We start from the raw sequence: 25,110 nt of genomic DNA on the forward strand, positions 1-25,110 counted from the left end.
TATGAAGCAGATTTTTGAATATACCGACTACCGCGAGTGGTTACGTGACGCATTCGATGACTTTAAGCAGCGCAAGACTGTGATTTCGTGGCGTTATATGGCTATGAAGATGGGTGCCGATCCTGGTAATCTGCTTCGTGTTTCCCAGGGCAAGATTCACCTTTCTACCGCGCTTATCGAGCCGGCGGCTCAGTTCTTCGAACTGGATGAAAAGGAAACTGCCTACTGGACAGAAATGGTTTTCTTTGGCCGAGCCAAGACTGACAACGAAGCCTTGCAGCATTACGAACGTATGCAGGCTTTAAAGGGTGTGTCTCTCAAGCTTCTGCAGAAGAAGGAACTGGAATTCTACCGCCACTGGTACTACAACGCAATCCGTTCCATTATCGGTATTTGCAAGTTCAAGGATGACTATCAAGGCCTAGCCGAATGCTGCACTCCCCAGATTACCGAGGACGAGGCGAAAGCGGCCGTTCAGTTGCTTTACGAACTGAACATGATTTCAACAGACCGCGACGGCTTCTGGAAGGTAAACGATACCTTCGTGAGTACCGGCGGAAACTGGCGCTCTGCCGCTGTTCGACAGTTCCAGAAAGACACTATCGCCCTGGCAGGGGAGTCGCTGGAACGTCATGCACCGCACCTGCGAGATATCAGCACTGTCACCATGACGTTCAACATGGATGATATCCAGTTGATTCGCGAAAAGATTAATGAATTTCGAACGGATTTACTACGTTTATCTCAGGAAGGCGAAGGCGACAACACGGTTTTCCAGCTGAATATCCAGTTGTTCCCTCTTGCCTTTACAAAACCGTTGCAGGAGAAGGAAAAATGAACAGCCAGTTGCTGAAGAAGTTTGTTTTGCCTTTGTCGCTACCATTGGTAGCGTCGTTCTTTGCCTGCTCCGATAATCCTTCCAATTCCGGAAATAATCTCGCTGGTGGACCGGGTAGTATTACTACCAATGGTATCGTTGCCCGTGTTGGTGGCGTTCCTGTTTCTAATGCCAGCGTGTCCTTGCATCAGGTTGACTATACCGTACCCGAGGCTAAGGAAGAAGTTATGGTGGTCGCCGTGGCGACGACGGTTACCGATAGTGTTGGCCGCTTTGCATTGACTGTGCCCGACTCTGGCGAATACCGTATGACCGTGTCCTATGACGGTTCTGCCTATACAAAGATTGTTTCTCATGAGAGCTATCAGGCTCTGGATTCTCTGGAAGGGGTTGTAGACCTTTCTGCTATTGCAACCCTGACGGGTGTTGCCGATATTCCTGAAGGCAGCAAGGCGGTATGGGTTGGCGTTGTCGGCACTGATGTGCTGGTGCGTTCTGATTCCAATGGTGTATTCTTTATTCCGGCAATTCCTGCTAACGACACCTTGCAGTTGTATTTCATGGATGACGGCTATGAGGAAGACCTGGGACGTGAGTCCGTGTTCCTGCAGCCCTACGAACAGGTGCAGTACAACTATAAGACTCCCGTAGAAATTGACAGTTCCGTAACGGATTCTTCGGAGGTGGTTGCCGATTCTCTGCCCAAGGTTTCCGTGCTGCTTCAGAATGGCTCTCCGGCGGCTTATGCCACGGTTGCCCTGAGATCCCTTGATAGCGTTGGCGAAATTCGTTTTGTCAGGAGCTTCATGGTTGTTGCAGATAAGTATGCCGACGAGAATGGACGTTTTGATATGGAATGGCCTAAGTCTGGCGATTACCGTCTGACTGTCACTTCGGGAAGCCAGTCCTATTCCAGAGTTTATTCTGCAGAAGAGCTGAAGGATGTTGATTCTATTACGTTGACTACTTCGGTAAGCTACTCCAGCAATGTGACCTTGACTGCCGACGAAGATTTTGCCTGGGTTGGAGTTTATGGCCTTGATGAACTGGTGAAGACGGATGCGTCTGGCGCCTATGTGCTGCCTGCGCTTCCTGCTAACGATTCCTTAAAAGTTTACTTTGTTCATAATGACGGAACCAAACCCTTTGTTGACTGGACTGTAAAGACTTCTAAGGTTTCCAAGTCTGAAAAGCCGTCGGTACTTCTTTACGACTTTGAAGAAGACGATACGCGTTGGTACATGAGTGTCGATACTCTGTGGAAGGGGTCCTCTTTCTACAAGAACGGCAAGGCTGATTCTTCCCATAAGATTGCCGATTACCTAGAAGCGGATTCTTCTCGCGGATCTACCGTATTCCATGGAAAGTACTCGGTTGCCTTTGATCCTTACGCATGGGTTCTGCTGGGAACTCAGTTTAAGGAAACGCTGAATCTTTCGGATCTTGATTCCATCGCATTCTATGCCAAGGGCGATGGCAACATCAGGGTGACTCTCGAAAATTGGGAGAACTATGATAAGGGTACCAAGGCTGCCTCATCCAGGATTTCCCTGGATTCAAGCTGGAAGCGTATTGTAATCAAGCCTTCAGAACTTTGCATCGATAATGACGAAAAGAAGGATTGCAAGAGTACTTGGGAGCGCGTAAAGAACGGCGTCCGTCAGATTCATTTCTTCCCGGGTTGCAAGGACAACTGCTACCTGAGTCCGAAGAATGAAGTCTATGTGGATGACGTTAAACTTTATGGTGTGCTTTTCTAGCTTCAAACGCTTCATTTAAAGGAATGGCCCCTTTTGTGGGGGCCTTTTTTTATGTAAATTTGGTAAATATGGAATCTCTTGAAAAAGAAGCGGCTATTGCCCTGGATTACCTTTCCCGCGTCTCCAAGGAAGCGGAAAAGAAGTTTGATGAATTACTCCCCCCTGTGACGGATCAGCCCTGTCGCCTTCATGAGGCTATGCGCTATTCCATGTTTGCAGGTGGCAAGCGTTTGCGCCCGGCCTTGGTCAAGGCTGCGTTTGACATGTTCGGCGGTAAGGGAAACTCTGTGGATTACGCCATGAGCGCCTTGGAAATGCTCCATACGTTCTCCCTGATTCACGACGATCTGCCCTGCGTCGATAACGACGACTTCCGTCGCGGCAAGCCCACTAGCCATAAGCAGTTTGGCGAAGCTACCGCCGTGATGGCTGGCGATGCCCTCTGCATCCATGCTTTTGAAATGATGGGCAAGACCGGCAATGCCAAGGCTATCGAAATCCTGGCTCACCTGCTGGGTACCTATGGTATGATCGGTGGCGAAATGATCGACATCGAATCCGAAGGTAAGGCTGTTGATCTGGCAACTGTGGACTATATCCATTACCACAAGACTGCCGCTCTCCTGGAAGCTTCTCTGGAAGTGGGTGCCCGTCTGGCAAACGCAACCGAAGACGAAATCAAGATTATTCGCGACTATGGCCGTTCTATCGGTCTGGCTTTCCAGATTGTCGATGATATCCTGGACATCGTTTCTACCACCGAAGAACTGGGCAAGGACGCCGGTTCCGATATCGAGAAGGGCAAGGCAACCTACCCGGCTCTGGTTGGTCTGGAAAAGTCCAGGGAAAGGGCTCGCGAACTTTATGACGAGTCTATCAAGGCATTGGACGGTCTTAAGTACGATACCACGATCCTTCGCTCTGTCGCAGCTTTCATCATTACCCGAGTTAAATAATGGACCTTAAGAGCATTAAGTCGCCTCAGGACATTAAGCATTGTTCTGTGAAGGAACTTGAACAGTTGGCCTCCCAGATTCGCGAGACCATCATTGGTCAGGTTTCTAAGCATGGCGGCCATTTGGCTTCGAGCCTTGGTGTAGTGGAACTGACTCTTGCGCTGCACTATGTGTACAACGCTCCCGAAGACAAGATTGTCTGGGATGTGGGTCATCAGGCTTATGTTCACAAGCTTCTGACTGGCCGTATCGATCGCTTCGGTACCTTGCGTCAGCAGGGCGGTATTTCGGGCTTCCTGAAGCGTAACGAAAGTGAGTATGACTGCTATGGTGCAGGTCATGCAACCACTTCCATTTCTGCTGCTCTGGGTTTTGCTGTTGCCCGTAACCACTTCAAGCGCAAGAACAACGTGGTGGCTGTTATTGGTGATGGCTCCATGACCGGCGGTATGGCTTATGAAGCTCTGAACAATGCTGGCATTTCTAAGCAGAACATGACCATCATCTTGAACGATAACAAGATGAGCATTGCGCCCAATGTCGGCGGCTTTAGCAAGTATCTGAACCGTGTGATTTCCGATCCGGTTTACAACAAGATGCGTACGGACCTGGACCGCCTGATGAAGCGTCTTCCCGGTATTCTGGGTTCCCGTTTCCGCGATCTGTTCCTGCAGGTGGAAAGTGCGGCCAAGACGGCTGTGAAGCCCGGTCAGTTCTTTGAAGATCTGGGCGTCCGCTACTTTGGTCCTATCGATGGTCATGACATCGATGAATTGATTATGATTCTGGAGCGAGTCAAGTCCCAGCCCGGGCCTTGCCTCGTTCATGTGCTGACGGAAAAAGGCCGTGGTATGTCTGCGGCTGTAGCTAACCCCACCAAGTTCCATGGTTGCGGTCCCTTCGATCCTGAAAGTGGTCTGCCCCTGGCTCCGGGTAAGTCCAATCCGTCTCTTACCAGCATCTTTGGTAAGACCCTTCTTGAAATTGCGAAGAAGGATAACCGTGTCATCGGTATTACGGCTGCAATGCCCACGGGCTGCGGCATGGATATCGTTGCCAAGGAACTTCCTGATCGCGTTATCGATGTGGGTATTGCCGAAGAACACGCTCTGACTTTTGCGTCTGGTCTTGCCTGTGATGGTGTGGTGCCTGTAGTGGCAATCTACTCCTCCTTTATGCAGCGCGCCTACGACCAGATCATGCATGACATCGCCCTGCAGAATTTGCATGTGGTGATGGTGCTTGACCGCGCCGGTTTGGTGGGGGCCGATGGTCCTACCCATCATGGCGTTTTTGACTTGTCGTTCTTGCGTACGGTTCCGGGAATTACCATCCTGGCTCCGTCTAACGAGAATGAACTTCGGGATATGATCCAGGCTTCTATCGACATGGAAGGGCCTGTGGCGATCCGCTATCCTCGCGGTACTGCCTTGGCAGAAACTTTGGAACCTGCAACTGAGAACTTTGATGCGAAACTGCCCAAGGTTCTTGAACAGGGCAAGGATATCTTGCTCCTGGGTGCAGGCTTCATGACTAACGAACTGAAGAAGACTGCAAGTGTCTTGCGTGAGAACGGTTACAACCCGACTCTCGTGGATGCTCGCATCATCAAACCCTTGGACGAAGAATGCTACCGCGCACTCTTCGAAAGCCACAAGACTATTGTAACTCTCGAAGACAATACCTTAGTTGGTGGTTTTGGTTCTGCTATCGGCGAACTGCTTATGGATCTCGGAATTACGGACAAACGTTTGCTCCGCTTCGGACTTCCGGACAAATTCGTTGAACAGGGCGAAATTTCGGCCCTCTACAAACTTTTGAATATTGACGGGGAATCCGTCGCCAAACAAATAATGGAAAAACTATGAGCGAAGAAAATAACGAAAACCGCACCGTAAAGGCCACATTGAACCGCAAGTTCGGCGTCAGCGAAGCTGCTGACCGTCGTAACCCCCGTCGTGACGGCGATAGCCGTGACTCCCGTGAAGGCCGTGGCGACCGCAAGTCTTTTGGCGACAGAAAGTTTGGTGACCGTGGCGAACGCCGTTTTGGTGATCGCAAGTTCGGTGACCGCAAACCTTTTGGTGACCGCGGCGAACGCCGTTTCGGTGACCGTCCCTTTGGTGACCGCCCCCGTCGCGACGAGGACCGTCGTGAATTCAACCATGAAGGCGCAGAAGGTGAAGGCCGTTCCTTCAACCGCGAAGACCGCCCCTTCAATCGTGACCGTCGCCCCCGTTCTTTCGGTGACCGCCCCTTCCGTGGCGACCGCAAGCCCTTTAACCGCGATGGTGGCGAACGTCGTGAATTTAGCCGCCCCATTTACCGTCAGCGTCCTGAAGAACAGCCTGTAGAAGCTGTGGAAGAAGTTCTGGACGAAGCCGCACTGGAAGCACGCGTAGCCCAGGCTGAAGTTAGCGAAGATGTAAACTTCAACCCGCCTTGGTTCAAGAAGCTCCTGGCTCTCACCACCGAAAAGGGCCGCGAACGCGAAGGCCGTTTCATTGGTGAAGGTGTTCACGTTGTGCAGGAACTGGTTTCCCATCATCGTGAATTGGTGGTTGGCGTTTATGCTGTCGAAGGTTTCGCTGACGAAGGTTTGATCGAAACCATTAATGAAGCTGAAATCAAGATTAACATCTTGACTGAAGACCAGATGAAGCGTCTGTCTTCTACCGTTACCCCCCAGGGTGTGATTGCCGTGGCCCGCATTGCCAGCAAGAAGCCCGCCTATGAATCCAGCCGTAGCATCCTCACTCTCGTGGACGCCGTGCAGGATCCGGGTAACTTGGGTACTCTCTTCCGTACCAGCCTCGGTTTCGGTTCCGATGGTATGATTCTCGGTCGCGGTACCGTTAGCCCCTTCAACCCCAAGGTTGTTCGTGGTTCCTCGGGTACTTTCCTCCGCGTGCCTTTCGAATTTGATGTTGACCTGATCGACCAGATCAACTTCCTCCGCAGCAAGGGTTACACCATTATTGCTACTGATCTTCACGGTAAGCAGTCCCTCCGCGAAATTCCCCAGCATAAGCTCCGCAAGATGGCTTTCCTGGTGGGTAACGAAGGTGCTGGCACCAATCCCTACTTCATTGAACTGGCTGACGAAACCGTCAAGATCCCCATGAGTAGCGATCTGGAATCCCTGAATGTTGCTGTGGCTCACGGCATCCTTTCTTACGAAGCCGCCCAGATCCTGGACGAACTGAAGTAAAACGGAAATAGCTGAGGTTTATAATGAACTTTCATGAACGTCTAGAACAGCGCGTCGCCAAGTGCGGCAACCCGGTTTGCATGGGCATGGATCCGGTGATGAAGCTGATTGACCCTTGTGTTTCTGCAGGTTCTGCCGAAGACAAGATCAAGCGTTTCTATTCCGAAATTCTGGAATGCTGCCTGAAGCGCAATGTGCAGCCCGCTGTAGTCAAGCCCAATAGCGCTTACTACGAATGCGTCAGCGTGCAGGCCATGCTCACCTTGCAGCAGCTCATTGCTGATTACAAGAGTGCTGGCATTCCCGTGATTCTCGATGCCAAGCGCGGTGATATCGGTAAGTCCAGCGCTGCCTACGCTACCGCCGCCTTTGACGTGTACAAGGCTGACGTGGTGACCGTTTCCCCGTGGATGGGTTCCGATTCCGTGAATCCCTTTGTTCGCGAAAATTCCGAGAACGGTGCTTATGTGCTGCTCCGTACCAGCAACAAGGGCGCTCACGATTTCCAGGATATGCCTGTTATCGGTAGTGACGATCCCCGCGACGTGAACGAAGCCTTCTACTCTGTTGCCGACAAGATCTTTGAATGGGACGGCGACAAGGGCTTCTTCGGTGCTGTGGTCGGCGCAACTCATCCCGAAGAACTTGAAAAGATTACCGCCTACTGTGTTGCCCACCAGCACGAAATTCCCTTCCTGATTCCTGGCGTTTCCATTCCTGGTGTGCCCGGTGGTCAGGGTGGCGATGCAAAGACTGTACTTACCGCAATCAAGAACGGTGGCGGCAAGCGCAAGTTCCATGTGCTGAACAGCTCCAGTGGTCTGAATTTCGCTTACCAGCGTAGCGAAAAGCCCGAAAACTTCGCTAACGAATGCGTTGACGCCCTGGAACGTCTGGCTGAAGCTTGCCAGATCTAGGAACAAGGTTGAGGTAGTCGAATGCGGTCTGTTAGGTTTATTGCGGTAATCGTTGTTGCAGTAGCCCTCGTGGCGGTGGCTTTCCGTATGGCAAAGCCTCTTCCCAGTACCAATTTCGACGAATCCTTCTTGCCCAAGGCCTCTTCTGTTCGCTATGTGGCTGCCGGTCACGATGCATCTGTGGCGGGGCTTTTCTGGATCAAGGGTCTTACCGAACTGGGTGAAAGCTTCCTGACGGGTAAGGAGTATGCCTATCTGGGTCATGTGGCAAATCTTTGCACGGAGTTGGATAGCCTTTTTAATACCCCCTACTATTTTGTTGGCGGTATCACTCCTGTCGATGCTCAGGATACTTCTGACTTTGTGGTGCTTCGCAGGGCCAGTAAAGTCTATCCTGAAAACTGGCGCTATTCGCTCTACTATGCCATGCGTCTTGCTCGCGGTCCCCATCCGAACAAGACCGAGGCCGCAAACGTGATGCGCCGTTATTTCGATAGCCCCGATACCACTATTCCGCCCCATATCCGTACCATCTACCGCAGTTTTGAGCTGGATACCATGCAGACCGAAATGGCCCTGGAATCAGTGCTGAATGACATGATGCAACCTCGCTTCAAGAAGTTCAGGGAAGGTTTTTATTCCAAGGTTCTTCGACTTCTTGGATATAAAGGTATGGTTGGCGATCCCGAGAAGAATGAAACCTATCAGAGGGTGAAGTTCCTCATGAATGCCATGGTGGAGGGTAAGATGCATCCTGGCCTTGTGTACAGGGAATTGCTGGCTATGAAGAAGGTTGAGGAACCGGAAGTCAAGACTGACAGTGTTGAGCCGCCTAGCGATTCCGTTGCCGTTGCTTTTCCGGATTCTACGTCGAACTAAAAACAGCTGACTTTAAAAAATAGAAGCCTTCCGTAAGGAAGGCTTTCTTGCTTATATAAATTCTGAAAAATTTTATTTAGAACAACGTTTTGCGTTGTTGGGGAGGCCGATCAGTTCGAACGCATTCTTGCAACGCAACTTCAGGTCTTCGGCTTCTTTTTTAGGCGTAGACTTCAGCTGGGAACGCAAGTACAGAATCGTTGCCGTGGTAAAGGGGAGGTTTGCCTGGATTGCCTTGGCTTCGGCGATGCGGTAGAGGGAGTCTGCTTCGGCGTTGCCAGAGATGTCTGCGATGCGGGCTGCGGTAAAGGCATAGAACCCGCCCTTCTTGTCGGTTCGCTTTCCGACCATCTTGAGGGATTCATTGGCGGCATCCATCTGACGTGCCCCAGCCTGGGCAATGGCGCATTCGCTATAATAAGCGGCCTGTGCAGTTTCTTGCGCATTCTTTAGCGAGTCTGCAACGATGGATTCGCAGTTCTTGTTTGCCTTCTGGTAGTCGCCTCGGGCGTTTGCGATGGCGGCCTTTGCGGTGACCAGCTGCACCAAGGTGCTGACGTCCAGGGCTTCGGGCCTGACAACGGTAAGCAGAGAATCTGCCAGGTTTAGGTCAAGGCTGATGGTGCGGATTCGTGCCATGTTAATCAGAACTCGACCTTCAGAAAATAGGTCGGATTCTTTGCGGCTGGCGAGAAGAGCTCTTTCCAGCTGGCCGTAACCCTTGGCGAACTTTCCGTTGCTGAAGGAACGCTGGGCTCTTGCAGCAAGAATTCCCGATTCGGAGGCTTCTGCGAAAGAAGTGGCGGCCAGGGCGATTCCCATGGCGACGGCTGCTGTGCGGGCAAGGCGGAACTTAGGCAGTTTCTTTACCATAGGGTCTCCACCATGAAGGGCACGCTATCCTTGGAGGGCATGGATCTGCGGACTATCCACATGTTGGAGATTCCTGCCATAAGGTCGTCGGCATTCTGCAAAGTCTGTTCGGTGGCTTCCATAAAGTCGCCGATTCCGCTTGTCAGTACGCCAACTTCGGTAAGGACTCCATCTACACGTTCGAAAGTCTTGTCGACCTTGCCCATCATACCATCGATACTACCCATCAAGCCGTCGATTCGCTGGGGAATGGGCTTCAGTTCACCCATCATAGCGGATACGTCGTCGGCGATGATATTGACCTTTCCTAACAGGAGAGGCATTTCTGTCTGAATCGTGTCAAACAAGCCTGCTGCCTGGAATAAGACCTTCTTGCCGATGTAGGTCATATCGTCTAGACGACCTAGCTGGCGGTTCAGGTTGTCGTAAAGTCCTCGGGAGCCGAACAATGCGCCGACGGTAGTTCCCGTATCCATTGCCATGGAGAGTAGGGTGTCGGCAGCGTTGACAAGTACGTTTACGCGTCCCAGAAGTTCGTTTGCCGTTTCAAGAACGGTTTCGATATCCTGCGCCTGGCCCGGAGGTAAGAATTCTCCATCCTCCAGTACTCGTCCCTTGCCGCGGTTCACGTCGATGTTAACAACACGGGCCGAAATCAGGTTCTGGTCACGGATGGCGAACACCTTGGCGCTGTCGGTAATCCAGTTCTGGTATTGCTTGCGGATGATGAATTCCATCTTGACGCCTTCGCCTTCAATTTCCATGTCGGAAATCTGGCCCACGTCTACACCGCTAATCTGGACACGGGTTCCGGGGCGTAAGCCGAACGCCTTTTCGAACCTACTGTGGAGTTTGTATTCTTCCACGCCGATCATACCAGATGAGAAAAGCTTTGCGTAAAGCACAATGCCAAAAATCATGATAGCAACGGTAAAGAAGATTCCGACCAGGAGGCCGGAAATTTCCATCCAGTTGATGCGCTTTAGCGGTTTAAAAGCCATATTGGGAAATATATAAATAATTATTTACCACTTGGATGGGTCTTTCCGTTATGTTTCTATTTTTTAAAAGCGATATTTGAGGAGATCATGGATTTTTTTGAGTTTCTAGATAGTGCAGTAACACCTTTTCACACGGTATCGGAGTTAAAGAAGGCTTTTGAAAAGGCTGGTTTTGGTAAGGACTCCGTTTTTGAACGAAATGGGGCCCTTATTGTGGTCCGTTTGCCTAGGAAGGTGAATTCTAACACCAGGTTTCGTATCGCCCTGGCCCATACGGATTTTCCTGCGCTCAGGATATCTCCCAATCCCGACAAGAACTGTGCGGGAGTGAACAAACTTCATGTTGAAACTTATGGCGGCCTGCTTTATACAAGCTGGCTGGATCGTGATCTGGGATATGCCGGTCTGCTGGCTTTTGAAAAGGATGGCCAAGTCGGTTCTCGACTGATTCGCGGAAGCAAGTTGTTCCGTATCCCTCAGTTGGCAATCCACTTGAACCGTGGCGTGAATCAGGATGGTCTGAAGGTGAACCCCCAGACGGATCTGGATGCGTTATGGAGTTCCAGTTCTAGCGCCGCAGATGCCTCCCGGAAATTTGCCGATGTCCTTCAGGCGGAACTGGGTGGTGATGAACACCTGCTTGATTTTGACGTCCAGTTTTTTGATGCCCAGCCTGCAAGTGTGGGTGGCTTTAATGATGAATGGGTCTATTCCGGACGCCTGGATAACTTGAGCAGTTGCCACGCCATTGCCGAAGCAATGCTGAATTCGGATGTTCCCGAAAATGACTTCCTGGTGGCTGCATTCATGAACAACGAGGAAGTGGGCTCTGTTTCTCGTGATGGTGCTGGCGGAAACTTCCTCCAGTCAACTCTTGAAACCCTCTGGAACCGTTATGCCCAAAATGGTGGTGTTGGCCGTAGCCTGTCTGAAGTGTTGGCTGATTCCTTAGCCTTGTCCATTGACATGGCTCATGCAGAACATCCTAACTTCCCGCAGAAGCATGAATCAAACCATGCGCCTGTCTTGGGCGGCGGTGTGGTGCTAAAGACGAATGCCCAGAAGCGTTATGCCAGTGACGTTCTTTCTTCGGCACAATTCAAACTTCTTTGTAAAAAGGCAGACGTTCCTTATCAGACGTTCATCACCCGTAATGACATGCCCTGTGGAAGTACTGTTGGTCCTACCATTTCGGCTTCACTTGGAATTCCCACTGTAGATATCGGTGAGCCCATGCTCAGCATGCACAGCATTCGTGAGATGATCGCCTCTAAGGATCATGTGGATTTGATTAGTCTTTTGAAAATTTTCTTGGGGAAGTTTTAATGAAGCTTGTATTGAATAAAGTAAAGAATAGAATCAACTCTTTTAGAAGAATTACCTTTGATTCTTTTTTGGATCGAAAGTCTTTTGCCAGTTGGGGCTTGCTTATTGTTTTCCTGAATTTCGTGATGCTCCATGCGCTGGGATTCGGTTCTGACCTGGGCTATTGGCGCAGCTGGATCAGCAACCTTGAAATGGGCGTCGGTAATTTTTCGGGCGACTATCCGCCGTTTTATATCTTGTGGCTTCGCGTGGTGGCTGCCTTCTACAAGGCCACGGGGCTTTCGTTGCAATTGGATTATGAGCTGAAACAGTTCTGCCTGCTACCTGTGATTTTGGCCCATGTATCCCTGGCCCATTTCGTGTGGCTCCGCCTGCGGAGTCGTGATTGGCCGCCGCAGATAAAGACTGTGGTCATGCTTTTGGTGGCGATAAATCCTGCGTTCTACCTGGATGGACCTGTGTGGGGACAGGTGGATATCTTGCCGGTAACGATTTGCGTGTGGGCGCTGTGGTATGCGGCAAGGCCCAATACTTTTGCGATTGGTATGGCTCTGTTCATGCTTGGTCTTTTGACCAAGTTCCAGATGATTATGTTCCTCCCGGTTTTCGGAGCCCTGGCTCTCCGCTACCGCAAGATTATGTGGAAGGGCTTGTTTGCTGCCGGTGCTGTTTTTGTGCTGATCTTCTTGCCGTTTATTCTGGCGGGGAACTTTGCCAAGGAATTCTCTCAGGCTTATCTGAGTTCCGTGGGGCAGTACCCTTATGCGGCCATGAATGCGGGTAACTTGTGGATGGCCCTCGTGGGCAACATGACTCCCGATACCAGGCCCATATTCGAATGGGCTCCGGCTTTTATGAATCCGGGCCTCATGGGAAAGATTTTGTTTGTAATCGTTTCGTTCGCGGTACTACTGGTGACTTTCTTCAGGAGGCTTGACATGGGCGCCATCATGATGGTAGCTGCCCTGAATGCACTGGCCTTCTTTATGTTGTTGCCTTGCATGCATGAACGTTACTGCCTTGCCGCGGCTGTCATGTGCGTTGCGGCGGTGTCCTGCCAGAGAAAGCCGAACATCAATGGTGCCGTAATTTTGTCGGCTGTCGCTTACTTGAATATTTCGATGCTGATGTCTACCCGTGGCGATGCGCTTTGGTTCTGGATTTCCATTGCCGGCATTTTTGCCATGGTCTATTTCCTGGCTCAGAACATTGCTCCTGAAAAGTTTGAACGTCTCTGTGGGCTGTTCAAAAAAATCCCCTTGCCGGGACTTGTTCCCTATGTGCTGTTGCTGTTGGTTTATGGCGTGGATATGGGAAGTACTTTTGCCCAGATGGCCCGTTCCGCTTACAGCCTGAAGGAGGGTGAAGTCTTTGTGTATGATTTGAACTTGATCCATCAGGAACAGGGTTATGGAAACACCCATATTGGAAAATCCATTGATGGAAATCCGCTGCGGGTCAATGGCGAACTTTACGTAGCAGGCATTGGAACCCATGCTCCTTCAAGGCACGTTTATGAACTGCCGAAGAATGCGACCCGATTTACGGTGACTTGCGGCGTGGATGATGAGTCGGGCAATGGTGTCGTAGACTTTATCGTCTTACTGGACAACCGTGAAATCTGGAGAAGTGGCCGTATGGAAGGCCGTCAGGTAAAATCGGCGGATCTGGATATTCGCGGCGGCCGTAGAATATCTCTGGTGACTGACGAAATGGGCGCCAAGAATTTTGACCATGCTGACTGGGTAAACCCTGTGGTTTATACAGAGAAGTAGTTTTAGGGATAAAATGAGGTCCGTAGTCAAAAAGTACTGGGACCTCGTTTTTTTGTATATTACTGGTCGATTAGGAAATTTGATATGCGATTGTCTATTTTGTTGATTGTCTTGCTGTCGGTGATGGGCTTTGCGCGCCCCATTAATGATGGCAATAAGTTGTTTGCCGCAGGCGATTATGCCGCAGCCCTTGAAAAGTACATGAAGGCCCGTGAATCGGAGCCGGCAAATCCTTTGCTGTTCTACAACATCGGAACTTGCCAGTACCGCCTTGGAAATTATGAAGAGGCCAAGAAGGAATTGGAAAGTGCGGTACGCATGCCCGATAAGAAGATGGCGGCGAAGGCGGCCTACAATTTGGCCAATACCCATTTCCGCGTTGGTGAAAAGGCCGCTGAGCCCAGCGAACGTATTGCCGCTTGGCGTGAGTCCGTGGCATACCTTAAAAAGGCGATCGACCTGGACAACAATTTTGAAAATGCCAAGAAGAATGTTGAAATTGTCCAGCGCAAACTGAAAGAGGAACTGGATAAGCAGAAACAGAATCAGGATCAGAACCAGGACAATGACCAGAAGCAGCCTCCTTTAAGTGAAAAGGCCAAGGAAGCCCTGGCACGAGCCCTCCAGCTGAGTAAGGATGGCAAGTACGAAGAAGCCAAGCAGATTCTGGAAAACATTATCGCCGAAGATGAAACGGCTGGTCAGCTGAATGCCTATGTGCAGCGTGTTGACGATGTCATTGAAATCAAGGCCGGTCGCAAGCCCAAGGCAAAAATCGATGCCAGCAACACCGATAACGACTTGGAGGTGATCTAATGTTCCAGGACGTCATTCTGAACGTAGTGAAGAACCCGGTACGCATGACGGTTTGCGTCTTGTTGTGTGCCGCTGCTGCATTTGCCGCTCCCAAGTCTGCAAGTGCTTATTATAGCGATGCCGCTTTCCAGTACATTGAGAATCGCTTGCCTTCTGCGGAAATTACCTGTAATGAAGGTTTGCAGTATTATCCCAATGATCAGAAGCTGCAGATGCTCCTGGATCGCATTCAGGAAGCCAAGGACGAGCAGAAGAACGAGAATAAGAAAAACGATCCTAAGAACGATCAGAATGATCAGAACAATCAGGATCAAAATCAAGACCAGAATAAGGACCAGAACCAAGATCAAAACCAGGATCAGGACAAGGATCAGCAGGACCAGAATCAAGATCAGAATAATGGTGATCAGTCTAGCGATAGTCAGGGTCAGAGTTCTGATAGCGAAGGCGGCTCCGGCGAACAACCGCAGCAGCCTGAGGAACAGTCCAGCGATAGCCAGGGCGAACAGCCCCAGCAGCCCGAGGAACCGCAGGGGGTTCCTGCAGGTCAGATGAGCCCTGAAGAAGCCAGCCAGCTTTTGAAGGATTTTGACGAACAGAATGGTGAACGTAAACCTTGGAAACCCCTCCGCGGCCAGGCAAGACCTGCCAAGGACTGGTAAGGCGAAACCAAGAACAAGCTTGCTTGTTCTTGAGTGAGCCGCAAGTCCTGCGCTCGCAGAGCGCAATGACTGGAAAGGCGAGCGTCGCAATGACCAGCAGGTAAACGAAAAAAATTAAGCTCTGCGCGGAAAAAAATGCGCGGGGCTTTTTATATTCATGTATATGAGTTATTGGGAAAGAAAAAACGTTTTAAGTTTGTTGTTTGCGGGAGCCTTGATGTTTTCCTGTGGTGATGATTCTTCAAGTCCGTCGGATGCGGGACCAGTTGATAGTTCCGCTGCCGTATCCGAATCGTCTGGAGTAAGTTCGTCCGACGGATCGCAGGAATCCAGTGGCGGTATGGCGCAGGCGGGGTCGTCTGGTGGCGAAGCTCCGATAAGCTCCGCGGTGTCGTCAAATTCTGGCGTAACTTCTAGCGCGGGCGGAATCTTGCAGAGCAGTTCCGCAGAGCATTCTACAGATTCTTCTCCCGAAAGTTCTGCGTCCCAGACGGTTGCGTCTAACGCTTCTGACGAATGGTATTTTGACGACGCTGACGGTGCCTGCGAAAAGTGCGACAACTATACGGCTCAGGACCCGGTGCTGAATGAACGCGGCGGTACCGGCTCCATTACGACTTACGGAAGCATAACTGAGAAAGAAACCAGTCTGGGTGGCGCCTGCAATTACGGCCAGACCAACATCCAGTATTATGCCGCCATCCATGTGAACGTTTCTAGCGGTGACGATAAAGGGCCCTGGAATGGGGGCCTTGCCTGCGGTGGCTGCGTTCGCGTAAAGGCGAAAACTCCTGATGGCTGGAAGCGCGTTACGGTGCGCATTACGGACCGCTGCCCCGACGAAAGTTGCGGTGTGGATTTGGGTGGCGCACCTGCCAGCGACATCATGGGCATTACGGTGGGCCGCTATTACGGCGAATGGGAATTCGTATCCTGCGAAGGCGTTGAAGGCGTGTGGGGCGATTCCACCAGCGTCTGGGTGAAGGAAGGGGCTGGCCCTTACTGGAGCATTGTGCAGGTTCGTAACCCGAAGGATGCCGTGACGCAAATTTCTGCGGTGACGGATGCGGAACCTGTAGCTTTGAAGTACGCCATCGAGGCGGAAAACTTCTGGACGGTCCCTCAGGGAATTTTGCGGAGTGATGATATGGTCAAGTTGATTATCGAGTATCGCACTGGTGTGCCCGATACCTTGCAAATCAAGGGAAGCGACTTGGCTGTGGGCGAGGCGAATTACTACCTGTAAGTTTGCAGTTCCTTTTGTGACTTCCATATTTCTATTTTTTTATAGTATGCGGATCTGAATTGCTTAAACCCATATTTAAAGCAGATCGTTTCCGCAAACTTGAAAAATGAATTTGTAAAAAAGAACGTTTTTTATGAAACCTTTAAGCGATCGCACTAGCCATTTTACTGAATCTGTTATCCGTTACATGACCCGCATTGCCTATTCTTGCGGTGCCGTCAATTTGTCTCAGGGTTTTCCGGATTTTGACCCGCCGGTGGAATTGCAGAACCGCATGGCGGAAGTGGCCAAGTCCGGTCCTCATCAGTATGCGCTGACCATCGGTGCCAAGAATTTCCGTGAGGCGGTTTGCAATAAGCAGGAACATTTCAGCGGCATGCGCTTTGACCCCGAAAAGGAATGCGTCATTACTTGCGGCAGTACCGAAGCCATGATGATCACCATGATGTCGGTTTGCAATCCCGGCGACAAGGTGGTGATCTTCTCTCCGTTCTACGAGAACTATACGGCGGATACGATTTTGAGCGGCGCTACTCCTATTTATGTGCCGCTGAATCCTGACGATTTTACCTTCGACGCCAACGTCCTTGAAGATGCCATGAAGCAGCCGGGCGTAAAGGCTCTGGTGCTTTGCAATCCTTCGAATCCTAGCGGTAAGGTTTTTACTCGTGCGGAACTGCAGATTATTGCGGATCTTGCCATCAAGTATGATTTGTATGTGATTACGGATGAGGTGTACGAGCACATTATTTTTGCGCCTCACGTTCATACCCACATGGCTACGTTGCCTGGCATGCGTGAGCGTACCATCGAATGTTCCAGCCTTTCCAAGACTTATTCCATTACAGGTTGGCGCCTGGGTTACATTCTTGCGCCCGAGCCCATCATGGAACGCATCAAGAAGGTTCACGACTTTACTGTGGTGGGGGCTTCTTCGCCGTTGCAAGAAGTGAGCGTCACCGCCATGAATTTTGGCGACGAATATTATACCGGACTGCAGGCCCATTACACTCACATGAAGGAACTGTTTACTGACGGCCTCCGCAATCTGGGATTCAAGTTTACAGAACCTCAGGGCACCTACTTCGTGATGGTGGATATTTCTGAATTCGGTTACGATCGCAAGCTGGCGAGCCTCGTAGCAAGCGGTTCCGCCGCGGGCCTAGGAATCGGCATGACGGGCTCGGGTTCCGTTCGCCCCGATGAACTTTTCTGCATGGATTTGGCAAAGAAAGTTGGTGTCGCCGCAGTGCCTGGCAGTAGTTTCTTTAGGGAACCTGTGAACCATCTGGTGCGATTCCATTTCGCCAAGAAGGACGAAACCTTGATTGAGGCATTGAACCGCTTGGAAAGTGTCCGTAAATTGCTTAAATAGGATCCTGAAAATGGGAATGCATGCTAAAAATTTGCATTGTTTGTTACAGGATATTTGGCAATTGCTTCATATCGCCCATGTTCCGTGTCAGAGACTTCTATAAGTACTTCAATTGCATTGCTGGGAATCTTTATTTTTTTTGAAAAGAATCCGTTGCCCTGATTTTTGAGACGATTTTTCTTTCCGTTGCAAAAAAGAAGAGCATATTTTTTATTTGAAACTTTTATTTTAAATTCGTATGTTGAATCTGCATGTAACTGAACTAGTGGTGACTCTATCTTGATGTCCTTTGCTGATGAGTGAAAATAAGTTGGGTGCTGGATATTACTAGCCTTATTTGCGCTAATCGAAAAAGATGCTATGCTGCTATAAGCGTTATCTTTAACGTTATGCATTAAAAAAGCTTGAAAGATTCCTGCGTAAGGTGCCTGGAATTCTATTTGTAATTTTTCACGATTGTGTGTCAATAGAGCTCTGTTTTGTACAGGTTGGTTGGTCTGTAAATCGTAAACATTCAATATAAATTTTGCATCCCGTTTTTGAATAAGGTCTAGCTGATATGAACTATCAATATTGTTGGTCGCCTGCAGTTTGTTGGGAGATTCAAATAAGTCGAAAAAAATGGGATCTAGGAGAGGTCTATTTTTAAATTCGTCGCGACTGATTTTCTTGGTTAGTTGATGGTTTGATTTCGATGTATTGACATTAAAGGCGCTTGAAATCAAGTAGCAGCGCCAATGCGTCATAAATCATTTTGACTTTTTCAAAATCATTTTTTGCAACGGAATCTATTAAGGATGTAAGATTTGTAACGTACCTTTCTGTTTCGTTCTGCCGTAGAGAATCGTTTTCGTCGTTTTCAATAAAATTAACGATTTGTTTGTGGGGAATACCCGTTCTGTATTTATAGGCATCGCTATCAAAGTCTTGTGGGAAAGGGTATTTTTCAACGGCATTGATTTTGGAAACATGGACAGTGTCTGTTGATTTTTCGTACTGATGATTTGGGCCATTCTTAGAATTAGGGGATGTTGACGCACACCCAATAACAAAGACTGCTAATAGAAGGATTATAGTTTGGAGTGGTGCCCGTGTCATTTTCTTCATGAACCGTCTATCCAACGGCCTTTAGTCGTGAGCTTTCTGTAGCTCGGCTCTATACAGTTCCTCGATGTGCGAGGGGCCTTCGCACCATAGCTTGAGACTTTCATCAAAGAGCATTTTCCCGGTTTTGGAATTCAAAAAATCGGGTAAAACGTCGGCTGCATCAAGATGGTCTTCCTTGGAAATGGACTCGACAACCATAGTCGTCAAAAGTTCCATTGCTGCCTGAATTTGTTCTTTTGTTACAGCCATATACGCTCGCTTTTGATAAATGCAAGTTGCTGTAATGCGACTGTTGTTCTAAAGCAGTACTGGTCCTTTAATCGTTCGGGGAGTAACAGGCGTATGCATATTTCATCTGCCTGTTGAGAACCGACTTCTCCAAATGTCCCTGTCATGTAGGTGGTTATTGTGATGTTTGTTGCGTCGTTTGCAATCTTGCCACCAACGATATCGTATTTTTCAAAATCCTGAACAAGGGAATTGAAAAGCCCCTTTTTTCGATGAGCGACAATGCAATGTAGCCAGTCGGCATCGGCCGTTGAAAAGATTTGGGTTCGGAGATTGGCCGGTATGTATTCAAAGGAAGACACAACTCCAAAATTCTGCTGGGTTGGAATTACTCCAGATTCCTGCGCTTTTCTTGTAGAAATCTTTGCAAAGGATTTAGCTTGTTCCTTGTCTGTTGTAAGGTAGAAACCTTGACCGAAATCCTTATACTTGGCGCACTTAGACAAGTCAGGTGAAGATACTTCGCAAAAACTTCCGTGGTACAGAATGGTTCGCTGATTCAAATCAAGCATTTTACACGCCCTTTGACTTGAGGTATTGCCTTATGTCTTCAAGAACCGCCTGGTCGCCTTCAATATGGAACAAGTCCCACATTCGCTTGATATAGTGAAAAACTCCCTGTTCCTTGAACTGGGTTGCTACTGCAGCAATAGACGCTCCCGTTTCTTCGGACATAAGTCGAACGAGCCTTGTCTGCATATAGATAATCTGGGTGTTTTCACTCATGTCTCTCAATATATAAAAATTTGGATATGGTATCTTGCAAAACTCCAACAAGTTGTTGGAGTTTGAGAAATGCAGCAAAGTTTTACTTTGATTCCTTGACAAATATGGAGTCCCCTATTGGAGCTAAAATTTTTACTACCTTGTGAATGATTAAATAGGAGTAAACATGAAATTGAAAACATTTCTCGCCCTCGCATTGGCTTGCTGCACTTTCGCCTTCGCCACCGCAAAGCCGGAACTTGCAAAGACCATCAAGTTTGACGCTCCGCCCAAGGCATTGAAGACTGATGTCATGGACGCCTTGCAGAATCGCAAGTCTGCACAGGGCTTCACCGAGAAGGTTGTTTCCTATAAGGAAATCGGAAATATCCTGTGGGCAGCCAACGGCATTAACCGTCCTGAAACGGGTCACCGCACAGCACCTTCTGCGCTGAACAAGCAGGATGTGGATCTTTATGTTTTCACCACCCAGGCTGCTTACAAGTATGACCCGAAGGCCCATGCTATGAACCTTGTGGTGGAAGGTGACAACCGCGCCCTCTTCACCGAACGTATGAAGACTCCGGTGATTATTCTTCTGGTCAGTGACGTTTCCAAGTTTACTCGCGGTGATGCCGAAAGCCAGAAGATGACCGGCGCCATGGATGCAGGCATCGTTTCTGAAAACATTAGCATCTATTGCGCTGGCGCAAAGATTGACACCCGCGTCCGCGCCTCCATGGACAAGACGGGCCTCCAGAAACTTCTGGGCCTAAACGAAAAGCAGATTCCCATGCTGAACCACGCCGTAGGTTACGAAAAGTAGTTTCCTGCTGTCATGCTTGTGTTTGTTGAACAGTCGTGTTGGCGCAGGTCAGCATCAGCTGTTTCAGTTTAGGACGTCGCAATTGCGGTGTCTTTTTGTTTCTCTAAGAAACAAATTGTTTCATAGATTTTTCTGAAAATGATAAAATTTTGTAAAAATGCTTAAAATTCTATGAAATTAACAAAAATTTGTTTCTTGATGGTGTTGTTGCGGATTCTTGAACTACCTATATTTTTGATGCGGGCAGGGAGGAACTTGTTTGCAAAAAACAAAAGTTATAGGGGACTTAGGAGGTCTTTTTATGCGAAAACTGGTAGCCGTATTGGTGATAATGCTGTCTCTGAACGCCATGGCTGCAACGCTCTCTGAAAAACTGGATCTTGGAGCACGCTTCGGAATGGGCCTGATGTGGACAAAGACGGATGCTGTTCCGGATATTTATCCGTCCAATGGAGGTGTTTATGGAACATTGTCTTTCGATTTTGCATACGGTTTGACGGATCATTTTTATTTGCATTCCGGTATTGGCTTGGATTACCGCAATTACTCTGTCTATACCAGTGTTGACTGCGGTGAAATGGTTGCTCCTCTTGATTCGGAAACTGGTGAAGTTTTGGGTGAGATGTGTCATGCAGATTGTGGTTATGACGGCTATGAAATGCTGCAGCAGTACTTCATTGAAATCCCTATTTTTGCACAATGGCGAATTCCTGGAATTTTATTTGTGGAAGGTGGTGTTGTCCTTGATTTTATGGTTGCGAAAACATATGACTATTATACCACTGAATTCAAGGAACAAGCGCTGGATCATGGCCGCAATTATGGAGTGAGCCTGGCAGCTGCCGTGGGACACGTTTTTGATTTTGGTTTGTTCGTGGATTTGAGAGCTAGCTATCAGCTGACGGATCTTGTGGACGCTGATAAAGTCAGATACAAATATGGATATGGATGGGGTAGTGTTGACGTTGATGGAAATGTGGAGAGTTATTGCAAAGAGGCCTCAACGGCAATTGGCTCCTACTATAAGTTGTTGAAAATACAGTTGGGAATAGGTTATTGGTTCTAGATGAAACCTATTGTTGAATATCTTGATTATCGCAGCTATATGCGGGAGTTCTACGAAGAGCGTAAGAGAACTTCCGCTTTTACGTGGCGTGAATTTTCCAAGCTCTCCGGTTTTGCTTCGTCGGGATATTTGAAACTGGTGTGTGACGGTAAAACACGACTTCGCAAATCTGGTGCGGAAAGTGTTGCCAAAGCCATGGGGCTAACCGGATACCAGGCGGAATATTTCTGCCGCATGGTGGAATTTTGCGACGCCCAGACAAACGAAGAAAAACAAGCGGCCTATGGTGAAATGTGCCGCCTGGCAGATGCCAACAAGGTCCGTGTTTTAGGCGGTGAGGCATACGCTTATTTTTCCAGCTGGATTAACCCTACGTTGCGTGAACTTGCTCCCATTATGCCGGGGGCAAGGCCCCTTGAAATGGCCCGCATGCTATGCCCCTCTGTGCCTGCTGCCGATGTACGTTATTCTTTGGATCAAATGGTCCAGATGGGACTGCTGAAAAAGATTGAAAGTGCGGGGGAGGTGTCGTACGTTCAGACGGACGTAGGTATCAATCCTGCTGACAATGCGGATCACAAGGCAGCCATCAATGTGGCTGTGCGCTCCATGCAAAAGCAGTTCGCCCGTTTGGCCGCTGATGCCCTGGATGAGTTCGACGGATCGGAGCGTAACTTGTCGGGAATAACTATGGGGCTTGACCGCACCGCTTATGAGCGGGTGGCAAAGGAAATGGCGGAATTCCGCAAGAAAATTGAATCCATCGTGTCGGAAGTCAAGAACTACGATCGGGTTTATCGAATCAATTTACAAATGTTTCCCCTGACTCGGAAATTGGAGGATAAAAATGAGAAGTAACCATTTGCTTTGTAGCTTTGTTTTTGTAGCAATCCTCATTCTTTGCGGCTGTTCCGGCTTCACGTCAGACCCTCCCATGGCAGGGTCCACAGACGATTCCGGCGTAAATCTGCAGAAGGAGTTTGCCATGGCCCGTACTTATGCGCAGGGTTCCTACGAAGTGAAGGAAAGTTCCGAAACCACAAAAACAGGTGTAATTTCCATCAGTCTTGTTCAGGAATCGGGCTGTGTCAAGCAGGGCGAAACTTACCAGTGGGTCGACGACCTGAACCGTGTAACTCAATTTGCTGGGGGCCTGTTCCGCTATAGCTTTGCAGGCGACACTTTGACTCTTACCGCCTTGAATGAAGAACCAGATTATTATGGCAATGTGACGGTTCTTAAATTCGTTGGCGGCGAGCTTGGAAAGCTTCAGGGAATCTGGCTGCAATTAAGTCGTTCTGCCTATACCGTGTACTGGAATTTTGGCGAAGGTTCCATTGAAATCCGTGTGCTGGAAAAAGAGAACTTCAACTATATGCAATCCCTCTTTATGTGGATGTTCTTTGAAGGTCTTGAAGATTCCAGTATGGATATTTATGCGGATCTCATTTACGATGAACGCGCCGTTGATCCTGGTCGCTACGGAGTGGCGATTCTTAAGCAGGATCATAGAAGCGAAACATTTACCTATAAGAATGTTACCTATGAAGTGAAAATCGATTCGGTTCATTCCTTCGATGATTATTTATCGCTGACTCTTTCTAATGGCGCTGCAAAATGTCACCTGGAATATTTTAGCACCTTGAATGTAACTCCTGCAGTATGCAAGGCGGAAAATGCGGATGGCTTGCATTATTCGGATGCAACTCCTGATGTCATGACTCGTTACTCTTGGGGAAATGAAAAGGAATTTGGGGAATGCGTGAATCAGCTGATCGCCGCTGGTGAATCCGCTACGACAGAAAGTTCCTCCTCAAAGTTTGCGAAGGAATTTAGCGCAGCCCATGATTTTATGCCGGTTTACTATAGTGCAGAATCCTCTGGAACAAATGCTGGAACTCTAGTTTGGGATTTTGGCTTGGAAGGTCGTTGTCTCAAAGAAGGTGAGGGAGTGAAGTGGGTTGATGGTTGGTATAGCAACCGTCAGGACACGGCACAGTACAATTTTAGTGGAGATACGCTCTTTATCCATGATATCCTTGGTTCTACAGATGTATTGATTGGCGGTACTTCTGGACAGCTCGATGGCGTTTGGAAAATGGTGGGTGATTCGTATGTGAATGTTTATGTCAAGTTTGAAAAGGAAAAAATAACCTTCGCCTACGATATGAATCCGGATTACGACTACATGAATTCGGAATTCTTCGCACGCCTCCACAGCCTTCTTGCAAGTGGTTCGGGATCATTGACTTTTGAAGAAGAATTCTATGAACCGGAAGATGAACTGGAAAACGGCGTTACCATTGTAAACCACACAAATACCAGCGAAACTGTTACGATCAATGGAAAGACTTATGAAATTACCTTGAATCATGCCCATATGCTGTGGCAGGATGTTTCTGTGACCGTAAAGTTTGGCGATATGGTTTGCTCCGGGAGAAAGGCTCAAATTGAACAGATTTCTCAAGAACAGTGCAGTGTGGAAAATATGGTTTATCTTGACGATAATGGCCTTGTTTCTATGGCGTACATCATAGATGAAGAGAAATCCTTTTCCCAGTGCCTTGAGCAAATGGTATCCCGCTAGAGGCTTTGTTATTTTGATCTCGTAAGGTTAGTGAGGTTGCATGAATTTTCGCATAATTAGTTTGATTCTTATTGCTTCCGCTTTCTTATTGAATGGCTGCGTCACGGAAGGCGATCCTAGAATTTCCAAGATACGGATGGAAGTAAATCCTGCTCCTGAAATGCGTGGTGCAGGTGAACACATGACGTCTGACTATCAAGTCCGTCTTTCTGGTGGCTTGAATGCGGGACCTTCAAAGAAAATGGAGGTGGATGATGTTTACCACAATGGCCGTAGTGTTGATTTTGCATACAGTCTTGAATATGGAATCGTAAATGCTGCTGCAGAATTGGCACTCAAGAAAAACATATTCATGGTCAATACGGGAGTTGGCATCAACAATGGCTTATATACGTTTGCGTCTCTCGGGTTGAATACAAGCCATTTTGAAATCGGGTTTTCTGGCGGTGTGTGGATGAACCATCGCGACTACGACTGTGAAGGGGATATGACTGTCACCTCTATGCTAGTCTTTAACGAGGTTAAGGAATATAGCCATCATTCCAACAACGGAACCTCCGTTATATATGGTGGCTATGCTGGCGCTTATCTGGGAGACTTTGGCCTTGAAATTTCTGCAAGCACCTATGAAGGGGATATGGAACTTGAAGACGTGCCTTTTTCGCCTAGAGTCTACACCCTATATGCTTCGGCTAGCTACCGCTTAAATGATCATTGGAGAGTAAGACTGGGCTCGGTTGGCGTTCATGGAGAAAACTTTGATAAACGTTATTGGTCTGGTTTTGGTGGCGTCAGTTACTGGCTTTAATTTTATTTGAAAATTTTTGTAGATTATTCGATACGCGGATTCTCATCGTCAAGTAAATCCGATCTAGGCTGAAAACAAAAAAAAATCC

The 25,110-nt window shown here is 48.7% G+C and carries 25 protein-coding genes; 18 read left to right on the plus strand and 7 right to left on the minus strand.

Annotation, left to right across the window (positions count from 1 at the left end; all coding sequences use genetic code 11):
- Window position 1 precedes the first annotated feature (1 nt).
- The 7 genes from B7992_RS05630 to B7992_RS05660 all read left to right on the plus strand — a co-directional run bounded on the left by B7992_RS05630 (window position 2) and on the right by B7992_RS05660 (window position 8,561).
- Window positions 2-838 (plus strand): TIGR02147 family protein, encoded by an 837-nt coding sequence (locus tag B7992_RS05630; RefSeq protein WP_073159024.1) that lies wholly within the window; start codon window positions 2-4, stop codon window positions 836-838.
- On the plus strand, window positions 835-2,598 hold the full coding sequence (locus B7992_RS05635) for a hypothetical protein (protein WP_073235824.1): 1,764 nt from the start codon (window positions 835-837) through the stop codon (window positions 2,596-2,598). The genes B7992_RS05630 and B7992_RS05635 overlap by 4 nt, the downstream gene beginning before the upstream one ends.
- A gap of 68 nt (window positions 2,599-2,666) precedes the next feature.
- The gene (locus B7992_RS05640) at window positions 2,667-3,554 is read left to right on the plus strand and encodes a polyprenyl synthetase family protein (protein ID WP_083538187.1); all 888 of its coding nucleotides are present in this window, start codon (window positions 2,667-2,669) and stop codon (window positions 3,552-3,554) included.
- Window positions 3,554-5,422, plus strand: coding sequence for a 1-deoxy-D-xylulose-5-phosphate synthase (gene dxs, locus B7992_RS05645; RefSeq protein ID WP_088665751.1), 1,869 nt, complete (start codon window positions 3,554-3,556; stop codon window positions 5,420-5,422). The genes B7992_RS05640 and dxs overlap by 1 nt, the downstream gene beginning before the upstream one ends.
- Complete coding sequence (locus B7992_RS05650) at window positions 5,419-6,765, plus strand: TrmH family RNA methyltransferase (protein ID WP_088665752.1); 1,347 nt, start codon at window positions 5,419-5,421, stop codon at window positions 6,763-6,765. Before dxs ends, B7992_RS05650 begins: the two co-directional genes overlap by 4 nt.
- Window positions 6,766-6,788: 23 nt before the next feature.
- Window positions 6,789-7,682, plus strand: a complete 894-nt coding sequence (gene pyrF / locus B7992_RS05655; protein WP_073159016.1) for an orotidine-5'-phosphate decarboxylase — start codon at window positions 6,789-6,791, stop codon at window positions 7,680-7,682.
- A gap of 21 nt (window positions 7,683-7,703) precedes the next feature.
- Window positions 7,704-8,561: a hypothetical protein gene (locus B7992_RS05660; RefSeq protein WP_073159014.1), complete on the plus strand. Its 858-nt coding sequence runs from the start codon at window positions 7,704-7,706 to the stop codon at window positions 8,559-8,561.
- 72 nt (window positions 8,562-8,633) lie between these two features.
- Here B7992_RS05660 and B7992_RS05665 read toward each other — a convergent pair whose 3' ends face one another.
- Window positions 8,634-9,434 carry a hypothetical protein gene (locus B7992_RS05665; protein WP_073159012.1) on the minus strand — a complete coding sequence of 267 codons (801 nt, stop codon included), beginning with the start codon at window positions 9,432-9,434 and terminating at the stop codon, window positions 8,634-8,636.
- Window positions 9,428-10,435: an MlaD family protein gene (locus B7992_RS05670; RefSeq protein WP_073235830.1), complete on the minus strand. Its 1,008-nt coding sequence runs from the start codon at window positions 10,433-10,435 to the stop codon at window positions 9,428-9,430. Before B7992_RS05670 ends, B7992_RS05665 begins: the two co-directional genes overlap by 7 nt.
- 87 nt (window positions 10,436-10,522) lie before the next feature.
- Here B7992_RS05670 and B7992_RS05675 point away from each other — a divergent pair, with 87 nt between their 5' ends.
- The 6 genes from B7992_RS05675 (at window position 10,523) to B7992_RS05700 (ending at window position 17,635) form a co-directional block, all read left to right on the plus strand.
- The gene (locus B7992_RS05675; protein ID WP_073159011.1) at window positions 10,523-11,761 is read left to right on the plus strand and encodes a M18 family aminopeptidase; all 1,239 of its coding nucleotides are present in this window, start codon (window positions 10,523-10,525) and stop codon (window positions 11,759-11,761) included.
- Window positions 11,761-13,536, plus strand: a complete 1,776-nt coding sequence (locus tag B7992_RS05680) for an NPCBM/NEW2 domain-containing protein (protein WP_088665753.1) — start codon at window positions 11,761-11,763, stop codon at window positions 13,534-13,536. The genes B7992_RS05675 and B7992_RS05680 overlap by 1 nt, the downstream gene beginning before the upstream one ends.
- An 84-nt stretch (window positions 13,537-13,620) precedes the next feature.
- A complete protein-coding gene (locus B7992_RS05685) occupies window positions 13,621-14,352 on the plus strand; it encodes a tetratricopeptide repeat protein (RefSeq protein ID WP_073235836.1) in 732 nt (243 codons plus the stop codon).
- Window positions 14,352-15,014 carry a hypothetical protein gene (locus tag B7992_RS16580; protein ID WP_073159005.1) on the plus strand — a complete coding sequence of 221 codons (663 nt, stop codon included), beginning with the start codon at window positions 14,352-14,354 and terminating at the stop codon, window positions 15,012-15,014. Before B7992_RS05685 ends, B7992_RS16580 begins: the two co-directional genes overlap by 1 nt.
- A gap of 217 nt (window positions 15,015-15,231) precedes the next feature.
- Window positions 15,232-16,260, plus strand: coding sequence for an expansin-like protein (locus tag B7992_RS05695; protein WP_176421860.1), 1,029 nt, complete (start codon window positions 15,232-15,234; stop codon window positions 16,258-16,260).
- Between the two features lie 133 nt (window positions 16,261-16,393).
- Window positions 16,394-17,635: a pyridoxal phosphate-dependent aminotransferase gene (locus B7992_RS05700; protein ID WP_088665755.1), complete on the plus strand. Its 1,242-nt coding sequence runs from the start codon at window positions 16,394-16,396 to the stop codon at window positions 17,633-17,635.
- Between the two features lie 23 nt (window positions 17,636-17,658).
- Here the strand turns inward: B7992_RS05700 and B7992_RS05705 are convergent, their stop codons facing one another.
- The 5 genes from B7992_RS05705 to B7992_RS05725 are packed head-to-tail and all read right to left on the minus strand — an operon-like array spanning window position 17,659 to window position 19,756.
- On the minus strand, window positions 17,659-18,360 hold the full coding sequence (locus B7992_RS05705) for a hypothetical protein (protein ID WP_088665756.1): 702 nt from the start codon (window positions 18,358-18,360) through the stop codon (window positions 17,659-17,661).
- Window positions 18,341-18,742 carry a hypothetical protein gene (locus B7992_RS05710; protein WP_088665757.1) on the minus strand — a complete coding sequence of 134 codons (402 nt, stop codon included), beginning with the start codon at window positions 18,740-18,742 and terminating at the stop codon, window positions 18,341-18,343. Before B7992_RS05710 ends, B7992_RS05705 begins: the two co-directional genes overlap by 20 nt.
- 21 nt (window positions 18,743-18,763) lie before the next feature.
- Window positions 18,764-18,991, minus strand: coding sequence for a hypothetical protein (locus B7992_RS05715; RefSeq protein WP_073158988.1), 228 nt, complete (start codon window positions 18,989-18,991; stop codon window positions 18,764-18,766).
- Window positions 18,982-19,542, minus strand: a complete 561-nt coding sequence (locus B7992_RS05720; protein WP_088665758.1) for a DUF3990 domain-containing protein — start codon at window positions 19,540-19,542, stop codon at window positions 18,982-18,984. The genes B7992_RS05715 and B7992_RS05720 overlap by 10 nt, the downstream gene beginning before the upstream one ends.
- 1 nt (window position 19,543) lies before the next feature.
- Complete coding sequence (locus tag B7992_RS05725) at window positions 19,544-19,756, minus strand: DUF3791 domain-containing protein (RefSeq protein ID WP_088665759.1); 213 nt, start codon at window positions 19,754-19,756, stop codon at window positions 19,544-19,546.
- A gap of 166 nt (window positions 19,757-19,922) precedes the next feature.
- On the opposite strand from B7992_RS05725, the gene B7992_RS05730 reads away from it, so the two are divergent.
- The 5 genes from B7992_RS05730 (at window position 19,923) to B7992_RS05750 (ending at window position 25,022) form a co-directional block, all read left to right on the plus strand.
- Window positions 19,923-20,561: a nitroreductase family protein gene (locus B7992_RS05730; RefSeq protein ID WP_088665760.1), complete on the plus strand. Its 639-nt coding sequence runs from the start codon at window positions 19,923-19,925 to the stop codon at window positions 20,559-20,561.
- A 301-nt stretch (window positions 20,562-20,862) separates the two neighbouring features.
- A complete protein-coding gene (locus tag B7992_RS05735) occupies window positions 20,863-21,627 on the plus strand; it encodes an outer membrane beta-barrel protein (protein WP_088665761.1) in 765 nt (254 codons plus the stop codon).
- Complete coding sequence (locus B7992_RS05740; RefSeq protein WP_088665762.1) at window positions 21,628-22,485, plus strand: TIGR02147 family protein; 858 nt, start codon at window positions 21,628-21,630, stop codon at window positions 22,483-22,485.
- Entirely contained in the window at window positions 22,475-24,214 is a 1,740-nt protein-coding gene (locus tag B7992_RS05745; RefSeq protein WP_088665763.1) for a hypothetical protein, read from the plus strand. Before B7992_RS05740 ends, B7992_RS05745 begins: the two co-directional genes overlap by 11 nt.
- A gap of 40 nt (window positions 24,215-24,254) precedes the next feature.
- Window positions 24,255-25,022: a hypothetical protein gene (locus B7992_RS05750; RefSeq protein WP_141100380.1), complete on the plus strand. Its 768-nt coding sequence runs from the start codon at window positions 24,255-24,257 to the stop codon at window positions 25,020-25,022.
- Window positions 25,023-25,110: the final 88 nt, after the last annotated feature.

Source organism: Fibrobacter sp. UWH1 (assembly GCF_002210365.1).
Classification (GTDB): Bacteria; Fibrobacterota; Fibrobacteria; order Fibrobacterales; family Fibrobacteraceae; genus Fibrobacter.

What these genes read in the sequence shown, in the direction of transcription:
- B7992_RS05685 (WP_073235836.1), top strand. Translation starts at nt 13,621, where the DNA reads ATGCGATTGTCTATTTTGTTGATTGTCTTGCTGTCGGTGATGGGCTTT.
- B7992_RS05670 (WP_073235830.1), bottom strand. Translation starts at nt 10,435, where the DNA reads ATGGCTTTTAAACCGCTAAAGCGCATCAACTGGATGGAAATTTCCGGC.
- B7992_RS05640 (WP_083538187.1), top strand. Translation starts at nt 2,667, where the DNA reads ATGGAATCTCTTGAAAAAGAAGCGGCTATTGCCCTGGATTACCTTTCC.
- B7992_RS05745 (WP_088665763.1), top strand. Translation starts at nt 22,475, where the DNA reads ATGAGAAGTAACCATTTGCTTTGTAGCTTTGTTTTTGTAGCAATCCTC.
- B7992_RS05725 (WP_088665759.1), bottom strand. Translation starts at nt 19,756, where the DNA reads ATGAGTGAAAACACCCAGATTATCTATATGCAGACAAGGCTCGTTCGA.
- B7992_RS05665 (WP_073159012.1), bottom strand. Translation starts at nt 9,434, where the DNA reads ATGGTAAAGAAACTGCCTAAGTTCCGCCTTGCCCGCACAGCAGCCGTC.
- B7992_RS05710 (WP_088665757.1), bottom strand. Translation starts at nt 18,742, where the DNA reads ATGAAGAAAATGACACGGGCACCACTCCAAACTATAATCCTTCTATTA.
- B7992_RS05635 (WP_073235824.1), top strand. Translation starts at nt 835, where the DNA reads ATGAACAGCCAGTTGCTGAAGAAGTTTGTTTTGCCTTTGTCGCTACCA.
- B7992_RS05735 (WP_088665761.1), top strand. Translation starts at nt 20,863, where the DNA reads ATGCGAAAACTGGTAGCCGTATTGGTGATAATGCTGTCTCTGAACGCC.
- B7992_RS05680 (WP_088665753.1), top strand. Translation starts at nt 11,761, where the DNA reads ATGAAGCTTGTATTGAATAAAGTAAAGAATAGAATCAACTCTTTTAGA.
- dxs (WP_088665751.1), top strand. Translation starts at nt 3,554, where the DNA reads ATGGACCTTAAGAGCATTAAGTCGCCTCAGGACATTAAGCATTGTTCT.
- pyrF (WP_073159016.1), top strand. Translation starts at nt 6,789, where the DNA reads ATGAACTTTCATGAACGTCTAGAACAGCGCGTCGCCAAGTGCGGCAAC.
- B7992_RS05720 (WP_088665758.1), bottom strand. Translation starts at nt 19,542, where the DNA reads ATGCTTGATTTGAATCAGCGAACCATTCTGTACCACGGAAGTTTTTGC.
- B7992_RS05750 (WP_141100380.1), top strand. Translation starts at nt 24,255, where the DNA reads ATGAATTTTCGCATAATTAGTTTGATTCTTATTGCTTCCGCTTTCTTA.
- B7992_RS05715 (WP_073158988.1), bottom strand. Translation starts at nt 18,991, where the DNA reads ATGGCTGTAACAAAAGAACAAATTCAGGCAGCAATGGAACTTTTGACG.
- B7992_RS05660 (WP_073159014.1), top strand. Translation starts at nt 7,704, where the DNA reads ATGCGGTCTGTTAGGTTTATTGCGGTAATCGTTGTTGCAGTAGCCCTC.
- B7992_RS05700 (WP_088665755.1), top strand. Translation starts at nt 16,394, where the DNA reads ATGAAACCTTTAAGCGATCGCACTAGCCATTTTACTGAATCTGTTATC.
- B7992_RS16580 (WP_073159005.1), top strand. Translation starts at nt 14,352, where the DNA reads ATGTTCCAGGACGTCATTCTGAACGTAGTGAAGAACCCGGTACGCATG.
- B7992_RS05650 (WP_088665752.1), top strand. Translation starts at nt 5,419, where the DNA reads ATGAGCGAAGAAAATAACGAAAACCGCACCGTAAAGGCCACATTGAAC.
- B7992_RS05675 (WP_073159011.1), top strand. Translation starts at nt 10,523, where the DNA reads ATGGATTTTTTTGAGTTTCTAGATAGTGCAGTAACACCTTTTCACACG.
- B7992_RS05740 (WP_088665762.1), top strand. Translation starts at nt 21,628, where the DNA reads ATGAAACCTATTGTTGAATATCTTGATTATCGCAGCTATATGCGGGAG.
- B7992_RS05730 (WP_088665760.1), top strand. Translation starts at nt 19,923, where the DNA reads ATGAAATTGAAAACATTTCTCGCCCTCGCATTGGCTTGCTGCACTTTC.
- B7992_RS05630 (WP_073159024.1), top strand. Translation starts at nt 2, where the DNA reads ATGAAGCAGATTTTTGAATATACCGACTACCGCGAGTGGTTACGTGAC.
- B7992_RS05695 (WP_176421860.1), top strand. Translation starts at nt 15,232, where the DNA reads ATGTTTTCCTGTGGTGATGATTCTTCAAGTCCGTCGGATGCGGGACCA.